Raw genomic sequence first — 19,601 nt, 5'->3', positions numbered from 1 at the left:
GGACGGGGACAGCGCGGGGATGACGGCGCGCACCTGGACGCGGCCCACGCAGGCGCTCGCGTTCGACAGCACGGGCCTGGGGCTGTGGACCAGCGACGTGGTGGCCGGGCGGGCGTCCGTGCAGCTCGTGGACGCGCGGACGCTGTCCGACGTGGCCGGGATGGACACGAGCCTCGACGCGCCGCTGGGCGAAGACGACGTGGACGGGCTGCATGAATGGATGCCGCACCCGGTCCTGCCGGTGATGGGCGTGGCGCTGAGCTGCGGCCAGGATGGCACGTGGCTCACGTTCGTGGAGCGCGGCGCGTCCGGGCTCGTGCGGGGCGCGGAGGTGGCGTCCGTGGACGCGCCGTTCTACCCGGCGGGCTTCTTCCCGGACGGAGCGAGCTTCATCGGCGTGGGCGGCACCTGGGTGCGGCGCTGGACGTACCCCGAAGGGATGCTGGCGGCGGAGTTCATGCTGCCGGAGCTGGGGACGCTCGCCACGGGCTACACCGGGCTGGTGACGTCGCACGCGGTGCTGGTGGCGGTGGAGGACCTGTTGGCGGTGGGGGAGTGGTACCTGCTTCAACTGGACCCGACCACGCTCAGGCCCGTGTGCGCGTGGGAGCTGCCGCTGTCCACGGAGGTCGTCACGTCGCTGCACCTGTTGCCGGGGGGCTTCATCCTGGCGCCGGAGGACGGCCAGCTCTGGCGCCTGCCCGCCGAGGTCCTGGCCCCCGAGCCGACGTCCACCCGGTGAACACCGGCCGCGCGGATTGTTCATGCGCGCGTGGAATGGTCCCCGGGGCTGTCTGTAGGGTCTGGGATCATGAGCGATCCGAACTTCGTCAATCAGCCCCCGGGAATCCCACCGCCGCCGCAGGCCGAGCCGCCGAAGGCGCCGTCGCGGGGCAAGGTCATGGGAATCCTGATCGCGGTGATGGTCGTGGCGCTGGTGGCCTCGTATTTCGGGCTGAAGCGCCAGTCGGAGCCCGCGCCGGTGGCCGTGACGCCGGCCGTGGTGGACGCGGGCGTGGCGGCGCTCCCGCCGGACGTGTCGCTGCCGGAGAGCGACGGCCGGATTCGGGACCTCGTGGGCAAGCTGTCGGTGGACCCGGAGCTGGCGCGGTGGCTCCAGGAGCGCGACCTGGCGCGCCGGTTCACGTCGTCCGTGAACAACATCGCCGAGGGTGAGAGCCCCCGGGCCTCGTTGCTGTTCATGGCGCCGCCGGGGCCGTTCCAGGTGGGCGCGTCCGGGGCGAACGGGCGCTCGTCGATCGCGCCGCTGAGCTACGCGCGCTACGACCAGGTGGCCCGGGTGCTGGGGTCGCTGGACGCGGCCGGCGCGGCGCTCGTGTACCGCGAGCTGAAGCCGCTCATCGACCAGGCCTACCGGGAGATTGCTCCGCCGGGTCAGAGCTTCGAGGCGACCTTCGGCCGCGCCATCCAGCACCTGCTGGCGGTGCCGGTGCCGCAGGGGCCGGTGGAGGTGGAGCCCAAGGGCGCGCTGTACGTCTACGCGGCGCCGGAGCTGGAGGGCCTCAGCCGGGCCCAGAAGCACCTGTTGCGCATGGGCCCGGGGAACATCCGGCTCATCCAGGCGAAGCTGCGCGAGGTCCGCACGTCGCTGAACCTGCCGACGCCGGAGCCCAGGGCCCCGGAGGCGCTTCCGGACCAGGACCCGGGCCAGACGCAGACTGCGGAGTAGCGGCTACTTGCGCTTCTTCTTGCCGGCCTTGGCGGGGGGCGGCGGCGGCTTGGGCTTTTCCTTGTCGCCGGCGACCTGGAAGGCGGCCCGGAGGTCCTCGACGTCGCGGCCGCGCGAGTCCTGGAACGCCGAGCCCGTCTGGGAGTCGACGACCAGCGTGTACGAGAAGCCCGTCTTGAGCGGCTGCGGCAGGTGGATGCGGTAGACGAGCCCGTCGTCGGCCTCCGTGACGGAGTCGTCGGAGATCATGGCCCGGTCGGCTTCGTCCATCAGCCGGACCCGGTAGTTCTTCAGGGGCAGCGTGCTGCGCAGCTCCAGGTCGGAGGTCTGCTCGATGAGCGGCTTTTCCTCCAAAGCCAGCGGGATGAGCGCGAGGCCGGCGTCCGGCGCCTGGTACTGGAGCGTGAAGACCGCGGTGTCCGGGCCCGCGTCCTGGGCCGCCGGGGTGCCCGTGACGCCGCCATCCACCACGGCGGTGTCCGGCGTCTTGTCGGGACAGCCCGTGAGCAGGGCCGCGGTGAGGCCGCAGAGCGCGGCGAGTCCGGTTCGTCGGAAGAGGCGCATGTCGCGGCAACGTATGTGCCGGGCGAGGGCTCGGGAAGCCCGAGAACGCGGGCCCGCATGCCCAAGGTCACTGGAAGACGCCCGCGGCCCCGGTTGCTGGAGGTTTACCGGGCGCCAGGGCCGGCTGGGGGAACGGCCCGGAATCACTCAGGAACCCTCCCCGCACCCCCGGTCATGACGTCTGATAAGAAGCGTTATGTAAACTGTGCGCCAGGAAGCTGCAAAAGCCTGGTTCGGGAGGAACAAGATGCCGTCGTCTTGAGAAACTCGAAGGAAGCTGCAAAAGCCTGGTTCGGGAGGAACTGGAAGTCGGTGAACTGGCGCGAAGGCGCCAAGGGCTCGCGGAGCTCGCGGAGCTCGCGCTTCGCGGCCCTGCGTCTGCGCACCGCGCATCGTCACTCGCTGGGACTGGCCCCAGGCGACGAACAATGGCTGCTGTGCGAATGGCCGAGGCACGAGAAGGCACCCACCAAATTCCACCTCTCCACGCTGCCCGCGAGCACGCCCCTGAAGCAACTCGTGCGCCTCACCAAGCTGCGCTGGCGCGTCGAGCGCGACTACCAGGAGATGAAGGGAGAAGTCGGTCTCGACCACTTCGAGGGACGCTCGTGGCGTGGCTTCCACCACCACGCCACCCTCTGCGCCGTGGCCCACGGCTTCCTCGCGCTCCGTCGGGCGCTTTTCCCCCCGGAGCCGGGTGCACTGGACGCTGCCGATGGTGCGACGCGCGTTGCAGCCCCTCCTGCTCGGGCAGATTGGCACCTGCCCCTTCTGCAACAGAGCCATCAACCCCAGAGCCCCGCCTGAGCTGCCCTCTCGGATGTGACCAAGTGGTACTAAGCCTCTGGGTGTCCCAGGGGGGCCTGGGCGGTGTTTCTCACCCGCTCCCCCGGGCCGGATTCCGGGCCCCCGGGCCCGTGGCGTGCCGGTCGAACTCCACCGAGCAGTGTGCCGAGAACACCTTCACCTCGGTCCCGTGCGTCCGCACCAGGCCGCGCAGACGTTCCTGGTTCGCGAGCCGCGCGGCGTTGTCCACGGACTTCAGCCGCTGGAACAGCGCTGTCCCCCACGGGCTTCGCGGGGCCACTGGATCGACCTCCCGGTGGTTGAAGTACGCGTCCCCGGCGTGAAGCATCCAGCCTCCCGGACCCTTCACCGCGACCCCGCAGTGGCCAGCCGTGTGGCCGACCAGCGGCACCAGCAGCACCTCCGCGTCCAGCCCCGGAATCACCCGCACGGCTTCGAACCCGAACCAGCGCTCGCCGTCCACGGCATACCGGCTCCACTTCGGCCCGTGGGCCCACTGGACCGGCTTGTACCCGAACTTCTCCTTCGGCCCCGGTGGCACCATGGCCGCCGCGTGCTCGTCCCCGAACACGTGGACCTGGGCCTCCGGGAAGTCCTCCAGCCCCCCGACGTGGTCCAGGTCCAGGTGCGTCGGCACGATGTGCCGCACGTCCTCGCGCCGGAACCCCAGCCGCTCCACCTGGGCCAGCGCCGTCTCCGCCGGATCCAACCTGGGTGCGTTCCGGGCCACGAACCGCTGGCCCAGACGCCCCTTCGGATCCTTCACGTCCCGGGTCCCCAGGCCCGTGTCCACCAGGACCAGCCCCTGGGACGTCTCCAGCAACAGGCAGTGGCAGACGAGCCGCGCCCGCTCGAACAGCCCGCCCGCGCCCACGACGAACCGGGCGCTGGCGGGACACAGGGTTCCGCAGTTGAGGTGATGGATTCGCATGCCCGGAAACCTACGGACCGCCCTCCGGGCCCGATTGGAGGAATCGGCCACGGCGCCCGGCCCGGGCCTCCCATCCGGTTGAAGCCCCGGCCCGGCCGCCGCAGACTCGCCCCATGGCCCTGGCTTCGACGTCCGATAACGCGCTGGTACCCCGGAGCGACCTGTCCCGCTTCATCCAGCGCGTGCGGGTCCTCCAGCACGGCCCGTCCGAGGACGCCTACGTCCGCCTGCCCGACGGCACCGTCGAGCTCGTCGTCCGCGTCCTGCCCGGGACCTGCGACGTGCACGCCCTGGGACCCCGGGAGCACGTCCAGCGCAAGTCGGCCACGGAGGTGCCGCCGGAGACGCTGGGCCTCCAGTTCAAGCCCGGCGGCGCTTACCCGTTCTTCGGCCTGCCCATGTCGGAGCTGGCCCACCGCAGCCTCTCCATCGACACGCTCTGGGGCCGGGCTGACGGCGAGCGGCTCCGGGCCTCGCTCGCGGACGCCCCCTCGGTCCAGGCCCGGCTGCGCACGCTCGAGGCCGCGCTCGTGGACCGCCTCCACCGCGACGACGTCTTCGAACCCGCCGCCGCGTACCTCGTCCGGCGCGGCATCCGGCTCGTCACCGAAGCCTCCGAAATCCCCCGCGTGAGCGACCTGGCCCGCACGCTGGGCGTGAGTGAACGGAACCTGCGCCGCGCCTTCGACGACGTGCTCGGCATGGGGCCCAAGGCGTTCGCGCGGCTCGTGCGCTTCCGGCGGGCGATCCAGGCCTCCGAGTCCACCTTCCGGGGCACCCGGCCGGACTGGGGCGCCATCGCCACCGGCGTCGGCTACTACGACCAGGCCCACCTCATCGCGGACTTCCGCGCCGTCACCGGCACCACGCCCACCGCGTGGCTGCGCGCCCGGGCTGCCTGATCCGCCCTGCCCGGCCTGATTCTCAGACGCGGCGCGTCGGACGCACCGGGTGGGAAATCCGCACGCCCGCCAGGAGGGCTCAGGAATCGTTCAGGCGCTCATTCGTTGAGCGACTTGCGTGGGCGTTTTCCCAGCTTGACCGTCGACAGACCTTCCCTCACAAACGCCCCGTCCCCGCTGCTGGCCCTCCCGTCCAGCGGCCCGAAAGGATCCCATTTCATGAAGCGATTGATGGTCATCGCCGCCCTCGTGGGTGCCGCTCCGGCGCTCGCCGATGAAGGCATGTGGACGTACAACAACTTCCCCAACGCGAAGCTGAAGGAGAAGTACGGCTTCGAGCCGTCCCAGCAGTGGATGGACAAGCTCCGCCTGGGCGCGGTGCGTCTGGCCGGTGGCTGCTCCGCGAGCTTCGTGTCGCCGGACGGCCTGGTGATGACGAACCACCACTGCGCGCGCGGCTGCATCGAGCAGCTCTCCACCGCGAAGCAGGACTACCTGGCCAACGGCTTCTACGCGAAGACGCAGGGCGAGGAGAAGCAGTGCCCGGCGATGGAGGTGAACCAGCTCGTCGAGATCACCGACGTCACCGAGACGCTCAACAAGGCCACCCAGTCGCTGACCGGCAAGCAGTACTCGGACACGCTGAAGGCGGAGATGGCCAAGGTGGAGAAGGCCTGCTCCAACGGCGACGACAAGGTGCGCTGTGACCTCGTCACGCTGTACCAGGGCGGCAAATACAACCTCTACAAGTACCGCCGCTTCCAGGACGTGCGCCTGGTGTTCGCCCCCGAGCACGCCATCGCCTTCTTCGGCGGCGACCCGGACAACTTCGAGTTCCCCCGCTACGACCTGGACGTCACCTTCGTGCGCGTCTACCAGGACAAGCAGCCGGCGAAGACGCCGGACTACTTCAAGTGGTCCGAGCACGGCGCCAAGGAGAACGAGCTCACGTTCGTGGCCGGCAACCCGGGCCGCACGTCGCGCGCGCTGACCATCGCGGAGCTGGAATACAACCGCGACGTGTCGCTGCCCAAGACGCTCATGTACCTCTCCGAGCTGCGCGGCATGGTCACCGAGTTCCAGAAGCGCGGCCCCGAGCAGAAGCGCATCTCCAGCAACATGCTGTTCGGCGTGGAGAACGGGCTGAAGGCGTCCAAGGGCCGCCACGAGGCGCTGCTCGACAAGAAGTTCTTCGCGTCGAAGGTCGCCGCGGAGCAGGAGCTGCGCAAGAAGGTCGACGCGAACCCCGAGCTGAAGAAGAAGTACGCCGCCGCCTGGGATGAGATCACCAAGGCGGAGGCGCAGCTGCTCACCCTGCGCAAGGAGCTCAACTACATCGAGCAGGGCCAGGGCATCTCGTCCTCCCTGTTCAGCATCGCCCGCACGCTGGTGCGCGCCGGTGACGAGCTGCCCAAGGACAACGGCCAGCGGCTGCGTGAGTTCAACGACGCCAACCAGCCCGCGCTCAAGGCGAACCTCTTCAGCCCCGCGCCCATCTACCCGGAGCTGGAGATCGCGCGCCTGACGTTCAGCCTCACCAAGCTGCGCGAGGAGCTGGGCGCCAAGCACCCGTTCGTGAAGAAGGTGCTGGGCAAGGAGTCCCCGGAGCAGGTCGCCACCCGCGTGGTGAAGGGCAGCAAGCTCACGGACGTGAAGGCGCGCCAGGCGCTCTTCGACGGCGGCAAGAAGGCCGTGGACGCGTCCAAGGACCCGATGATCCAGCTGGCGCTCCTGGTGGACCCGGACGCTCGCGCCATCCGCAAGAAGTTCGAGGATGACGTGGAGTCAGTCATCAAGAAGAACAGCGAGCTCGTCGCCAAGGCGAAGTTCGACATCTACGGCACCAGCCAGTACCCGGACGCGACGTTCTCCCCGCGCGTGTCGTTCGGCTCGGTGAAGGGCTACACGGCGGACGGCCAGAAGGTGGCGCCGTTCACCCAGATGGGCGGCGCCTTCGAGCACGCCACCGGCCAGGATCCGTTCGAGCTGCCGAAGTCCTGGGTGAAGTCGGAGAAGATCATCACCGGCTCCACGCCGATGAACTTCGTCACCACCAACGACATCATCGGCGGCAACTCCGGCTCGCCCGTCGTGAACAAGAACCACGAAGTGGTGGGCCTGGTGTTCGACGGCAACATCCAGTCGCTGGGCGGCGAGTACGGCTTCGACGAGTCCGTGAACCGCACCGTGGCCGTGCACTCGGACGCCATCATCGAGGCGCTCCAGAAGATCTACGGCGCCAACCGCGTCCTGGAAGAGCTGCGCCCCGGCAGCACCAAGGTGCCGCCCGTGAAGGCGAACCCGGCGGGGTAGTTTTCCCCACCGCGTCCTGAAGTCCCCAGAGGCTGTCCGGTGTGAACCGGGCAGCCTCTTCTTCTTGGTAGCGTGCGCCCCATGTCGCACGACGCCCGAAGTGAGCAGTTCATGCGGGACGGCTTCCTCCGGCTGGACGGGGCCTTCCCCCGCGAGCTCGCGGACGAGGCCCGGGCCATCCTCTGGACGGACACGGGCTGTGACCCGCGGAAGCCCTCCACCTGGACCCGGCCCGTCATCCGCCTGGGCATGTACACCCAGCAGCCCTTCGTGGACGCCGCGAACACGCCCGTGCTTCACGCGGCGTTCGACGAACTCGTCGGTGCCGGCCGGTGGCTGCCGTGCCGGGCCATGGGCACGTTCCCGGTGCGCTTCCCCTCCCCGGACGACCCGGGCGACGCGGGGTGGCACATCGACGTGGGCTTCGACTTTGACAAGCCGGACTTCATGGACTGGCGCGCCAACGTCGCCTCCAAGGGCCGGGCGCTGCTGATGCTCTTCCTCTTCTCCGACGTGGGCGAGGACGACGCGCCCACGCGCATCCGGGTGGGCTCGCACCAGGACGTGGCCCGGCTGCTGGGCCCGGCGGGCGAGGCGGGCCTGACGCTCCGGCAGCTCGCGGCCAACGGCTTCGAGGAATCCGCCCACCGGCGGGAGGTGCTGGCCACGGGCGAGGCGGGCACCGTCTACCTGTGCCACCCCTTCCTCGTGCACTCGGCACAAGCCCACCGGGGACAGCGGCCGCGCTTCATGGCGCAGCCGCCGCTGCTGCCCCGGGAACCGTTGAGCCTGGCGCGGCTCCCGGAGGACACGTCGCCGGTGGAGGAAGCCATCCGGCGCGCTGTCACTTGAGCCTACCCGCTCACTCCCACTCGATGGTGGCGGGCGGCTTGGAGGAGATGTCGTAGACGACGCGGTTGATGCCGCGCACCTCGTTGGTGATGCGCGAGGAGATCTTCTCCAGGATGGGGAACGGGATGCGCGCCCAGTCCGCCGTCATGCCGTCCACGCTGGTGACGGCGCGCAGCACGCAGGTGGACTCGTAGGTGCGCTCGTCGCCCATCACGCCCACGCTCTGCACCGGCAGCAGGACGGCGAACGCCTGCCACACCTCGCCGTACAGGCCCGCCTTGTGGATCTCCTCCTGCACGATGGCGTCCGCGCGGCGGACGAGGTCCAGGCGCTTCTCGTTCACCTCGCCCAGCACGCGGATGGCCAGGCCGGGGCCCGGGAACGGCTGGCGGCCGACCATCTCCGGCGGCAGGCCCAGCTCGCGGCCCAGGACGCGCACCTCGTCCTTGAACAGCTCGCGCAGGGGCTCCACCAGCTTGAGCTTCATCGTCTCCGGCAGGCCGCCCACGTTGTGGTGGCTCTTGATGGTGACGGACGGGCCCTTCCACGACACGGACTCGATGACGTCCGGGTACAGCGTGCCCTGCGCCAGGAAGCCCGCGTCCTGCACGTCGCGGGAGGCCTCCTCGAACACGGCGATGAACTCGCGGCCGATGATCTTCCGCTTCTGCTCCGGGTCCGTGACGCCGGCCAGCTTCGACAGGAAGCGCTCCCTCGCATCCACCGTCTTCAGGGGGACGTGGAAGCGGTCCACGAAGAGCGCCTCCACCTGCGCCCGCTCACCCTGCCGCAGGACGCCGTTGTCCACGAAGATGCACTGCAGGCGCGGGCCAATGGCCCGGTGCAGCAGCAGCGCCGCCACGGAGCTGTCGACGCCGCCGGAGAGGCCGCAGATCACCCGGCCCTCCTCGCCCACCTGCCGGCGGATGGTCTCCACCGCCTCGTCGATGAAGCCCTTCATCGTCCACGAGCCCGTCACCTTGCAGTCGTTGAAGAGGAAGGCGCGCAGCATCGCCTTGCCCTGGGGCGTGTGGACCACCTCCGGGTGGAACTGGAGGCCGTACCAGGGCTTCGTCGCATGGGCGGCCGCCGCGAAGGGCGAATTGCCGCTGCGGCCAATGGCCTCGAAACCGGGCGGGAGCACGTCCACCCGGTCGCCGTGGCTCATCCACACCTGCACCTGGTCCCCGGGGTGGAACTCCGCGAACGGGCCCCGGGCGGTGAGCACCTCCACGGACGCGCTGCCGAACTCGCGGTGCGCGCCCCGGTCGATGCGGCCGCCCAGCAGCTTGGCCGTGAGCTGCAGGCCGTAGCAGATGCCCAGGACGGGGACGCCCGCCTCGAAGACGTAGGGGTCGCAACGCGGTGAGCCAGGGGCCTCCACGGAGGCCGGGCCGCCGGAGAGGATGATGCCCTTCGGCGCGAACTTGCGGATGTCGTCGGCGGGCAGGTCGGGGCGCTGGATTTCGCAGTAGACGCCCAGTTCACGCACCCGGCGGGCGATGAGCTGGGTGTACTGGCTCCCGAAATCAAGGATGAGGATCTTCTCGGAGTGCAGGTCCACCGGCATTTCTCCCAGGGGGCGTCGTTGACGGGTGGGGGCCCTTATCGCTACAAACTTCGGGAAATCAACGCTGAAAGGCCGTCAATTGTTCGAGGTTCGGATGCGCCGCCTGACCGCTTCCAGTGCAGCAGCCATGCTTCTCCTGTCCTCCGCGGGGTGTGTGAAGGAGATCTCCTCGGAGGAGCGTCTGGAGCGGGACACGCGAAGCGTGGCCGTGAAGGACACCCCCGGAATCGCCGAGCTGTCCAAGCTCACCTGTGACGACACGAGCGAACCGCTCAACAAGGCCCGAAACGTCAACCGCCCGGAGTCGGACCGGCTGGTGGAGTACCTCCAGCTCTACTCGTCCCTGAAGGACCGGACCCACACCTTCGAGGACGCGATGGCCCGAAACCCGGATCTGAGCTACCGCGAGGGCAGCCAGGCCCTGGTCTCCGCCAAGGAAACCTGCATCCAGCAGACCGCCGACATCCGCGTGGAGTTCGAGACCTACCTGCGCGAGCTGGTGGACGTGCCCACCGTGCAGGAGATCAAGGGCGGCAACACCGTGACGGTGGCCCGCCTGGACTTCGCCACCCTGCGCAAGGCGATTGAAACGCTGGATCCGGACGACCGCGAGCAGCTCATGCAGCGCGTGGGCGCGGCGGAGAAGCGCGTGGCCACGGTGCCCGCGGCCGCGGATGACTCGGCGGCCGGCAAGCGTCGCGGCAAGTAGTCGGCTGGCCGCGCCCCCGGACCTTCTTCCGGGGCGCGGTGCGGTTCCCGGGTCGAAGCGCCCTACTCCATCCGGTAGTTGGGCGCTTCCTCGGTGATGATGACGTCGTGCACGTGGCTCTCCTTGAGCCCGGCGGACGTGATGCGCGTGAACATCGCCTTCGTGCGCAGCTCCTCGATGTTGGCGCACCCCACGTAGCCCATGCCGCTGCGGATGCCGCCCAGCATCTGGTGGACGTTCATGGACAGGGTGCCCTTGTACGGGACGCGCCCCTCGATGCCCTCGGGGACCAGCTTCACGGCGTCCACGTCGGACTGGAAGTAGCGGTCCTTGGCGCCCTGCTTCATCGCGCCCAGGCTGCCCATGCCCCGGTAGCTCTTGTAGCTGCGGCCCTGGTACAGGATGACGTCGCCGGGGGACTCCTCGGTGCCGGCGAACAGCGAGCCGATCATCACGGAGCTGGCGCCCGCGGCGAGCGCCTTGACGATGTCGCCCGAGTACTTGATGCCGCCGTCGGAGATGATGGGGATGCCGTGCTTGTCCGCCTCGCGGGCGCAGTCATCCACCGCCGTCACCTGGGGCACGCCCACGCCGGCCACCACGCGGGTGGTGCAGATGGAGCCCGGGCCGATGCCCACCTTCACCGCGTCCACGCCCGCGAGGATGAGCGCGCGCGTGCCCTCCGCGGTGGCGACGTTGCCGGCGATGAGATCGAACCCGTGGAAGTTCTTGCGCGTGTCGCGCACGCCTTCAATCACGCCCAGCGAGTGGCCGTGGGCGGTGTCCACGACGATGACGTCCACGCCCGCCTTCACCAGCGCGTCGATGCGGGCCTCGCGGTCCGCGGACACGCCCACGGCGGCGGCGCAGAGCAGGCGGCCCTTGCCGTCCTTGGCCGCGTTCGGGTGCGTGCGGCGCTTCTCGATGTCCTTGATGGTGATGAGGCCCTTGAGCTCATAGGCCTCGTTCACGATGAGGAGCTTCTCGATGCGGTGCTCGTGGAGGAGCTTCTGGGCCTCCTCCTGGGTGATGTTCTCGCGGCCCGTGACGAGCTTGCGAGTCATCATGTCTTCGACCTTCTGGGAGAAGTTCTTCTCGAAGCGCACGTCGCGGCTGGTGACGATGCCCACCAGGCGCTTGCCCTGCACGACGGGCACGCCGGACACGCCGTGGATCTTCATCAGCTCCACGGCGCGGGCGAGCGGGGCTCCGGGCTCGGTGGTGACGGGGTCCACCACCATGCCGCTCTCGAACTTCTTGACCTTGAGGACCTCCAGGGCCTGCTGCTCGGGCGTCATGTTCTTGTGGATGACGCCGATGCCGCCCTCCTGGGCCATGGCGATGGCGGTGCGGGCCTCCGTCACGGTGTCCATGGCGGCCGACAGCAGGGGCACGTTGAGCCGGATGTTGCGCGTCAGGCGGGTCGTCAGGTCGGCTTCACGCGGCGTGACGGCGCTCTCACCGGGCAGCAGGAGCACGTCGTCGAAGGTGAGGGCCAGCCGGATATCGGGGTTCAACATGGGGGCTCCCGGAACCCCCGCGGGGCACCAGCGCCCGGCGGGTGCGGTTCCATACGAGTAACGCGGCAGGCGCGCAACGGAAGAAGGTTTTTTGCCGCCCGTTCCCTGGGACTTCGGGTGATACTCGGCGCCACACACACACGTCGTGGGACTTGGACCGGGCCTTGGCGGATCTGAATCAGGGAGGGGCCGTCGGGCTGGTGGTGAAGCTTCCCTTCGCCACCCCCGAAGAGTTCCTCGCGAAATACGGGGGCAACATCACCCGGGGCGGCATCTATTTGCGCGCCAAGGCCGTCCGCCCTCCGGGCACGGCCGTCACCCTGGACCTCCGGCTGGCAGGCGGCGACCGGCTCCTCTACGCCGCCGCCGTGGTGCACTTCGTCACCGGGCAGCAGGGCCAGGGCATCTCCGGGATGGGGCTGAAGTTCGGCGAGGCGGACGCCGCGACGCGCCGGTTCCTGGACTCCACCATCGCCATCCTCCCCCACGCCCAGACGGACGTGCCGCCCGTCCCCAACGGGGTGGGCCCCGCTGACTACACCGTCCCTGCCCTGGTCGCCGCCCCTTCCCTGCCCACGGTCGCGCCCGCGGCGACAGGCGCCGGGCCCGCCCGGACACCCGCGCCGGGGACGTTCACCGCTCCCGCCTCGCCGCCCCTGGAGATGGTGACGGCGGAGGCGCTGGAGCTGAACACCGCGGAGCCGCCCCGGACGGGGCCGGTGATCGGCATCGACCTGGGGACGACGAACTCGTGCGCCGCGTTCGTGCGCGGCAACAAGCCGGCGGTGCTGCACAGCCGCGAGGGGCACAACACGGTGCCCTCCATCCTCGCGTTCAACCAGCGAGGCAAGCTGGTGGTGGGCCACCCCGCGAAGGGGCAGATGCTCACCAACCCGCGCCAGACGGTGTACGGCGCCAAGCGCCTGGTGGGCCGGCCGTACGCGTCGCCCATCGTCGGGCAGATCAAGGACCGCTTCCACTACGAGATCGCCGCCGGGCAGGCAGGCGAGGCGGCGGTGCGGCTGGGCGATCGCATCTATTCGCTCCAGCAGATCTCCGCGCTGATCCTCCGCGAGGTGCGCGAGGTGGCGCAGAACCAGCTGGGCCAGCCCATCTCGCGGGCGGTCATCACGGTGCCCGCCTACTACAACGACAACCAGCGGCAGGCGGTGCGCGAGGCGGGCAAGCTCGCGGGCCTGTACGTGGAGCGCATCCTCAACGAGCCCACGGCGGCGGCGCTGGCGTACGGCTACGGGCGCAAGCTCAACCAGCGGGTGCTGGTGTACGACCTGGGCGGCGGCACCTTCGACGCGTCGGTGCTGGAGCTGCACGACACCGTCTACGAGGTGATCTCCACCGGCGGCGACACGTTCCTGGGCGGCATCGACTTCGACAACGCCATCGTCGAGTACCTCCTGGAGGAGTTCCGTCAGCAGACGGGCCGCACCTTCCAGGGGGACCGGGTGGCCCTGCAGCGCATCAACGACGCGGCGGAGCGGGCCAAGTGCGCCCTGTCCGAGCGCTCCGAGATGCGGGTGCACGTGGCCTTCGTGACGATGATCGACAACAAGCCGTACGACCTGGACGTCGTGCTCACGCGGCAGAAATTGATCGCGCTGCCGGAGAAGCTGGTCGACCGCACGCTCCAGGTCTGTGACGAGGTGTTGCAGGCCAAGGGGCTGAAGCCGCAGGACATCGACGAGGTCATCCTCGTCGGTGGGCAGAGCCGCTTCCCGCTGGTGCACGAGAAGATCACGAAGTTCTTCAACCAGCCGCCCAGCAAGGGCGTGCACCCGGACGAGGCCGTGGCGCTGGGCGCGGCGCTGCTGGCGCACAGCCTGGGACAGCTGGAAGGCGTGGTGCTCATCGACGTGCTGCCCATGGCCATTGGCGTGGGGCTGCCGGGCGGGCGCTTCAAGCCGGTGCTGGAGCGCAACGTGGCGCTGCCTGCCTCCAAGGTCTACACGCTCTCCACCCACCGGGACGACCAGACGGAGCTGGAGCTCACCGTCTTCCAGGGGGACAGCGAGCGGGCCCAGGACAACGAGTACCTGGGCACGCTGCGGCTCGCGGGCCTGCCGAAGCGGCCTCGCGGCACGGTGCAGGTGACCGTGACGTTCGAGGTGAACAACGAGTCGCTGCTGAAGGTCGTCGCGCGGGAGGGCACGTCGGGGCGCGAGGTGGTCAGCACGTTCACCACGCGTGACACGCCAGAGACGGTGAAGGCTCGGCTTGCCCAGCAAGAGGCCGAAGCAAGGCCGGTGGCCTCCGGTGTCGCTCACGCGGCGGGCAATGGCGCGGCGCCGGTCGCCCCCGCGAACCGCAACATGGCTGTCGCAGCGCCCGCGGCTCCGGTGCTGACGCCGGATGCGGCGGTGGTGTCGAAGCAAAAAGGTTTCATGGGGTGGTTGAAGGGGCTGTTCGGCCGCGCCTGAGACGCTCAGCAGGGAAGCTGGCGGCGCAGCATGTGCGCACCGCCGCCAGCACCGCGAGTACCTACGGGATCGAGCGCAAGGGCTGCTAAGAAGTGTCGGCGCTTTTTTCGACACATGGACGGCCCCCCGTGCCCGACTTCTCGCGAACCCTTCCTGGCGTCCTGTTGAATCTGGCGGTGGGCCCCTCGGCCCATGCGCCGCTGTACACGTTCCTTGGTGAGGTCGACGGCGACGAGACGGTGCTGAGCGCGTTCGAATTGGACGTGCGGGCCCGGCGCATCGCCGCGGCGTTGCAGGCGCGGGGCGCGGTGGGCGAGCGCGTGTTGCTGCTGTACCCGCCGGGGCTGGACTACATCGCGGGGTTCTTCGGGTGCCTGTACGCGGGCGCGGTCGCGGTGCCGGCGTATCCGCCGGATCCGATGCGGCTGGAGCGCACCCTGCCCCGCCTGCGCGCCATCATCCAGGACGCCGAGGCGTCGGTGGTGCTCACCACGTCCGGCATCCTGGAGCTGTCGGACTTCGTCTTCGAGCAGGCGCCGGACTTCCGCGCGCTGCACTGGATGGCGACGGACACGCTGCCGGAGGGCGGAGAGCGGGACTGGCGCACGCCGTCGGACATGGGCGCGGAGTCGCTCGCGTTCCTGCAGTACACGTCCGGGAGCACGGGCACGCCGAAGGGCGTGATGCTCACGCACGCCAACCTGCTGCACAACCTGGGGCTCATCTCCGGGGCGTTCCAGGTGCGCCGCGACAGCGTGGGCGTCATCTGGCTGCCGCCGTACCACGACATGGGCCTCATCGGCGGCATCCTCCAGCCGCTGCACGGAGGCTTCCCGGTGGCGCTGATGTCGCCGATGGCGTTCCTCCAGAAGCCGCTGCGCTGGTTGCAGGCGGTGTCGCGCTTCCGGGGGACCATCAGCGGCGGGCCCAACTTCGCGTTCGAGCTGTGCGCGCGTCGCGCGACGCCGGAGGACGTGGCGTCGCTGGACCTGTCGTCGTGGGAGGTGGCGTTCTGCGGCGCGGAGCCCATCCGCGCGTCCACGCTGAAGCGCTTCGCGGAGGTGTTCGCGCCGAGCGGCTTCCGGCCGGAGGCGTTCTACCCGTGCTACGGCCTGGCGGAAGGGACGCTCATCGTCACCGGCGAGGAGAAGGGCCGGGGCGTGCGCGTCCATGCGTTGGAGGACGCGGCGCTGTCGCGGGGGCTCGCGGTGGCGGGTCCCGTGGATGCGGCCGGCGTGCGGGCGCACATCGGTTGCGGGACGACGTTGGCGGAGCAGCGGTTGCTGGTCGTGGATCCGGACTCGCTCGTGCCTCGTGCGCCCGGGCAGGTCGGTGAGATCTGGGTGTCGGGCGCGAGCGTGGCCCAGGGGTACTGGCGCAAGCCGGAGCTGAGCGAGGCGACCTTCCACGCCCGTCCTGCTGGCGTGGTGGATGGGCCGGAGTACCTGCGCACGGGAGACCTGGGCGTGCTGCGCGAGGACGGGCAGTTGCTCGTCACCGGGCGGCGCAAGGATTTGATCATCCTGCGCGGGCGGAACCTGTACCCGCAGGACGTGGAGGGCGTGGTCGAGCGCACCGAGCCGCGCGTGCGGCCGGGCGGCGTGGCGGCGTTCTCCGTGGAGACGACGGCCGGTGAGGCGCTGGCCGTGGTGGCGGAGGTGAGCCGGGACCTGGCCGAGTCCGCGGATCCGACGGTGCTGGCCGCGGTGGCGAACGGGCTGCGGCAGGCGCTCTCACGCGAGCTGGAGGTCCAGACGCACACGGTGGCGCTGCTGCCGCCGGGCGCGGTGCCCAAGACGTCGAGCGGGAAGATCCAGCGCTTCGCGTGCCGCGCGGGGCTCGTGTCAGGGGAGCTGTCCGTCCTGTGGCGCAGTGAGATGGCGGGCGCGGAGCCGTTGGTGCGGACGGCGGTGGCCCCCGTGTCCGCTGCCGCGACGGATGCATCGCAGGGTGAAGTGAGCGCAGTGGCGCAAGCTTCGACGGTAGTGCTGACGGCCACGGCTGGCGCAGCGGCAGCAGACTCGACGGCGGAGCAGGCAGTTGCGGCTGGCACGTCGGCACAGGGAACGACGGCGGGGCATGCCGGCGCGGTCGCGGACGCCTCGACGGCCTCGTCAAATGCGCAGTCGGTGCCGGCCGCAGCGCCCCCTTCCCGCTCCGTGGAGGAGCTGGAGCGCATCCTCCGGGAAGAGCTCACCGCGGTCCTCGGCGCGGAGGCCGGCCTTCAGGCTTCGGATGTTCCGCTCACCCAGTTGGGCATGGACTCGCTCGCGGCGGCGGACCTCCAGGCCCGCATCGAGAAGCGACTTGGTGCGCGCGTCTCCGCCGCCACGCTGTTGCAGGACGTGACGCTCCAGGGGCTTGTGGCCTCACTTGCCAAGGGCAGCACCGCGACGGGACTGGCGGCGCTTCCTCCCGTGCAGCGTCGTTCGGGTTCGGCCGGCCTGGCTCCGGCCTCGTTCTCCCAGCAGCGCCTGTGGTTTCTCCAGCAGCTGGCTCCGGAGTCCACCGCGTACCATGTCCCGGTGGCGCTCTCGTTCCGGGGCCCCCTGGTCCCCGAAACGCTGTCGCGGTCGCTGACCGAGCTGGTCCGCCGCCATGAAGCGCTGCGCACGAGCTTCGTCGCTCGGGACGGCGTGCTGTTCCAGCAGGTCCATGCCCCCACGCCCGTGTCGCTGGTCGTGGAGGACGTCTCCAGCACTGACTCCGCTTCCCGCGAGACCCTGCTCGATGCGTGGGCCGTCCGTGACGCCCAGCAGCCGATGGACATGTTCGCCGGGCCGCTGCTGCGCTTCGTGCTGCTGCGCTTCGCTCCGGATGACCACGTCCTGCTCGTCTTCGTGCACCACCTGGTCGCCGACGGCTGGTCCGTGGGCGTCATGGCCCGCGAGCTGACCGCGCTCTACGGTGCCTTCGGGGACCAGCGCCCCTCTCCCCTCCCCGAGCCCGCGCTCCAGTACGGCGACTTCGCCGCGTGGCAGCAGACGAACCTGACGCCCCAGGCCCTGGGGCCGGAGCTCGCGTGGTGGAAGCAGACGCTCTCCGGCGCTCCGTCGCTGCTGGCCCTGGCCACCGACAAGCTCCGGCCGCAACGGCTGTCCTCCCAGGGTGCTCGCCGCCTGCGCATGTTGCCCGCACCCCTGATGGCGAAGCTGAACGCGCTGGGACGCCGTGAGGGCGCGACACCCTTCATGAGCCTGGTGACGGCGCTGGCCACCGTGCTGCACCGGTGGAGTGGCCAGTCGGACTTCGTCCTCGGCTCCGCGGCGTCCGGGCGTGATGTGCCGGGCACCCGCTCGCTCGTCGGCGACTGCACCAACTTCATCCCGCTGCGCCTGCGCCTGCCCACGGACACCACCGTGTCGGGGCTCCTCGCGAGCGTGAAGCAGACGACCCTGGACGCCCTGGCCCACGGCCACGTTCCGTTCGATCACGTGCTCGCGGTCGCGCAGACCAGCGCCCAGCGGCGCGAGCTGTACAACATCGCCTTCGTCCTGGACGACTACGCCATCCCCCACGGCCAACCTGTGGGCGGCGGACTGACGCTCGACCTGGGGCTGTTGGACAACCGCACCACCGAGATCGACATGACCTTCGAGGCCGCCCCCGGCCCCGATGGCCTGCTCATCGGCTGCAAGTACGCCACCGACCTGTTCGAGCCCGAGACCATCGACCGGCTCCTGGCCCACCTGGAGAACGTCGTCGTCGGCATGGTCGCCGCGCCGGAGACGAAGCTCTCCGAGCTGCCCCTGATGACGGAGGCCGAGCGCCACCAGGTCCTCCACGGCTGGAACCCGCCGTGCGAACCGTTCCCCACGGGCACGCTGGTGGAGCGCTTCGAGGCGCAGGTGGACCGCACCCCGGACGCCATCGCCGTCACCTTCGAGCTTCGCCAGCTCACCTACCGCGAGCTGGACGCGCGGGCCAACCGGCTCGCCCATGTCCTCTGGGAGCGCGGCGTGCGCCCCGAGGTCCTGGTGGGCGTGTGCCTGGAGCGCGGCGTGGAGTTGGTCGTCACGCTGCTCGGCATCCTCAAGGCGGGGGGCGCGTACCTCCCGCTGGACTCGGCGCATCCGCGTGAACACCTGGCGTTCCTGCTGGAGGACGCGCGCGCGCCGCTCGTCGTCACCCAGTCGTCGCTGGAGGACCGGGTGCCGTCGGTGGACGGCACCACCGTGCTCACGTTCGAGGCCGCGATGGCCTCCGGGGCTTCGTCGGAGCGGCTCGCGCACCGGAGCGCGCCCGGCGACCTGGCCTACGTCATCTACACGTCAGGCTCCACCGGACGTCCCAAGGGCGTGATGGTGCAGCACGACCACGTGACGCGGCTGTTCACCGCGACCGAGGCGAAGTTCCACTTCGGGCCTTCGGACGTGTGGACGCTGTTCCACTCGTATGCGTTCGACTTCTCCGTCTGGGAGCTGTGGGGCGCGCTGCTTTACGGCGGCCGGCTGGTGGTGGTGCCGTACTTCGTCAGCCGCTCGCCGCAGGCCTTCCTGCGCCTGCTGTCCGACGAGGGCGTCACCGTCCTCAACCAGACGCCGACGGCCTTCCGCCAGCTCCTGCACGCCGAGCAGCAGGCCGCGTCCCAGGGCGACGCTCCGCCCCTGGCGCTGCGCTTCGTCATCTTCGGCGGTGAGGCGCTGGACCTCGCGTCGCTGCGCCCCTGGTTCGAGCGTCACGGCGACGCGCGGCCCCAGCTCGTGAACATGTACGGCATCACCGAGACCACGGTGCACGTCACCTGGCGTCCGGTGGGGCTCGCGGACCTGGAGCGCCCTGCGTCCAGCGTCATCGGCCAGCCCATCCCCGACCTCCAGCTCTACCTGCTGGACGCGGCCGGACAGCCCGTGCCCGTCGGCGTGCCGGGTGAAATCCATGTCGGTGGCGCGGGCGTGGCGCGAGGCTACCTGCGCCGGCCCGAGCTGACGGCGGCGCGCTTCGTGGACGACCGCTTCGGCCCCGTGCCGGACCGCAAGCTCTACCGCGCGGGCGACCTGGCGCGGCGGCTGCCCAACGGTGACCTGGAGTACCTGGGCCGCATCGACCACCAGGTGAAGCTGCGCGGCTTCCGCATCGAGCTGGGAGAGATTGAGTCCTCGCTCAGCACGCACCCCGACGTCCGCGAGACCGTGGTCATCGTGCGCGAGGATGTGCCCGGCGATCAGCGCCTCGTGGCCTACGTCGTCCCCGCCACCGTGGAGGCCGGCGCCCTGCGCGAGCACCTGCGCCAGCGGCTGCCCGAGTACATGGTGCCCTCCGCCTTCGTCGGCCTGGACGCCCTGCCCCTCACGACCAACGGCAAGGT

At 70.2% G+C, this 19,601-nt stretch carries 12 protein-coding genes and 1 pseudogene; 9 read left to right on the top strand and 4 right to left on the bottom strand.

Features of this window, described 5'->3' with window-relative positions; translation table 11 throughout:
- Both D7V93_RS14385 and D7V93_RS14380 read left to right on the top strand, forming a co-directional pair.
- Positions 1 to 742, top strand: a 742-nt coding sequence (locus D7V93_RS14385) for a hypothetical protein (protein WP_208723025.1), incomplete at its 5' end; no start/stop codon positions are given.
- A gap of 69 nt (positions 743 to 811) precedes the next feature.
- Positions 812 to 1,690, top strand: coding sequence for a DUF3014 domain-containing protein (locus tag D7V93_RS14380; protein WP_120643959.1), 879 nt, complete (start codon positions 812 to 814; stop codon positions 1,688 to 1,690).
- A 3-nt stretch (positions 1,691 to 1,693) separates the two neighbouring features.
- Here the strand turns inward: D7V93_RS14380 and D7V93_RS14375 are convergent, their stop codons facing one another.
- A complete protein-coding gene (locus D7V93_RS14375; RefSeq protein WP_120643958.1) occupies positions 1,694 to 2,254 on the bottom strand; it encodes a hypothetical protein in 561 nt (186 codons plus the stop codon).
- 303 nt (positions 2,255 to 2,557) lie between these two features.
- Between D7V93_RS14375 and D7V93_RS14370 the strand changes: the two are divergent.
- Positions 2,558 to 3,061 (top strand): annotated as a pseudogene (locus tag D7V93_RS14370) (transposase); the annotation flags it as partial.
- Positions 3,062 to 3,131: 70 nt separating this feature from the next.
- On the opposite strand, the gene D7V93_RS14365 reads toward D7V93_RS14370, so the two are convergent.
- Entirely contained in the window at positions 3,132 to 3,992 is an 861-nt protein-coding gene (locus D7V93_RS14365; RefSeq protein WP_120643957.1) for an MBL fold metallo-hydrolase, read from the bottom strand.
- 113 nt (positions 3,993 to 4,105) lie between these two features.
- Here D7V93_RS14365 and D7V93_RS14360 point away from each other — a divergent pair, with 113 nt between their 5' ends.
- The 3 genes from D7V93_RS14360 (at position 4,106) to D7V93_RS14350 (ending at position 8,059) form a co-directional block, all read left to right on the top strand.
- On the top strand, positions 4,106 to 4,894 hold the full coding sequence (locus D7V93_RS14360; RefSeq protein WP_244237309.1) for a helix-turn-helix domain-containing protein: 789 nt from the start codon (positions 4,106 to 4,108) through the stop codon (positions 4,892 to 4,894).
- A gap of 219 nt (positions 4,895 to 5,113) precedes the next feature.
- A complete protein-coding gene (locus tag D7V93_RS14355; protein ID WP_120643956.1) occupies positions 5,114 to 7,207 on the top strand; it encodes a S46 family peptidase in 2,094 nt (697 codons plus the stop codon).
- A gap of 81 nt (positions 7,208 to 7,288) precedes the next feature.
- The gene (locus tag D7V93_RS14350) at positions 7,289 to 8,059 is read left to right on the top strand and encodes a phytanoyl-CoA dioxygenase family protein (protein WP_120643955.1); all 771 of its coding nucleotides are present in this window, start codon (positions 7,289 to 7,291) and stop codon (positions 8,057 to 8,059) included.
- Between the two features lie 10 nt (positions 8,060 to 8,069).
- Here the strand turns inward: D7V93_RS14350 and guaA are convergent, their stop codons facing one another.
- On the bottom strand, positions 8,070 to 9,623 hold the full coding sequence (gene guaA, locus D7V93_RS14345) for a glutamine-hydrolyzing GMP synthase (RefSeq protein ID WP_120643963.1): 1,554 nt from the start codon (positions 9,621 to 9,623) through the stop codon (positions 8,070 to 8,072).
- 133 nt (positions 9,624 to 9,756) lie between these two features.
- Here guaA and D7V93_RS14340 point away from each other — a divergent pair, with 133 nt between their 5' ends.
- Complete coding sequence (locus tag D7V93_RS14340) at positions 9,757 to 10,338, top strand: hypothetical protein (RefSeq protein ID WP_244237308.1); 582 nt, start codon at positions 9,757 to 9,759, stop codon at positions 10,336 to 10,338.
- Between the two features lie 62 nt (positions 10,339 to 10,400).
- Here the strand turns inward: D7V93_RS14340 and guaB are convergent, their stop codons facing one another.
- Positions 10,401 to 11,858 (bottom strand): IMP dehydrogenase, encoded by a 1,458-nt coding sequence (guaB, locus tag D7V93_RS14335; protein WP_120643953.1) that lies wholly within the window; start codon positions 11,856 to 11,858, stop codon positions 10,401 to 10,403.
- Positions 11,859 to 12,022: 164 nt separating this feature from the next.
- Here guaB and D7V93_RS14330 point away from each other — a divergent pair, with 164 nt between their 5' ends.
- Both D7V93_RS14330 and D7V93_RS14325 read left to right on the top strand, forming a co-directional pair.
- The gene (locus D7V93_RS14330) at positions 12,023 to 14,293 is read left to right on the top strand and encodes a TIGR02266 family protein (RefSeq protein WP_120643962.1); all 2,271 of its coding nucleotides are present in this window, start codon (positions 12,023 to 12,025) and stop codon (positions 14,291 to 14,293) included.
- A 128-nt stretch (positions 14,294 to 14,421) separates the two neighbouring features.
- A partial coding sequence (locus D7V93_RS14325) for a non-ribosomal peptide synthetase (protein WP_120643961.1) occupies positions 14,422 to 19,601 on the top strand: 5,180 nt, incomplete at its 3' end.

Source organism: Corallococcus llansteffanensis (assembly GCF_003612055.1).
Lineage (GTDB): Bacteria > Myxococcota > Myxococcia > Myxococcales > Myxococcaceae > Corallococcus > Corallococcus llansteffanensis.
This window is presented reverse-complemented; position numbering and strand designations above follow the sequence as displayed.

Coding starts and splice junctions, on each gene's coding strand:
- D7V93_RS14365 (WP_120643957.1), bottom strand. CDS start 3,992: ATGCGAATCCATCACCTCAACTGCGGAACCCTGTGTCCCGCCAGCGCC.
- D7V93_RS14340 (WP_244237308.1), top strand. CDS start 9,757: ATGCTTCTCCTGTCCTCCGCGGGGTGTGTGAAGGAGATCTCCTCGGAG.
- D7V93_RS14380 (WP_120643959.1), top strand. CDS start 812: ATGAGCGATCCGAACTTCGTCAATCAGCCCCCGGGAATCCCACCGCCG.
- D7V93_RS14355 (WP_120643956.1), top strand. CDS start 5,114: ATGAAGCGATTGATGGTCATCGCCGCCCTCGTGGGTGCCGCTCCGGCG.
- D7V93_RS14350 (WP_120643955.1), top strand. CDS start 7,289: ATGTCGCACGACGCCCGAAGTGAGCAGTTCATGCGGGACGGCTTCCTC.
- guaB (WP_120643953.1), bottom strand. CDS start 11,858: ATGTTGAACCCCGATATCCGGCTGGCCCTCACCTTCGACGACGTGCTC.
- D7V93_RS14375 (WP_120643958.1), bottom strand. CDS start 2,254: ATGCGCCTCTTCCGACGAACCGGACTCGCCGCGCTCTGCGGCCTCACC.
- D7V93_RS14360 (WP_244237309.1), top strand. CDS start 4,106: ATGGCCCTGGCTTCGACGTCCGATAACGCGCTGGTACCCCGGAGCGAC.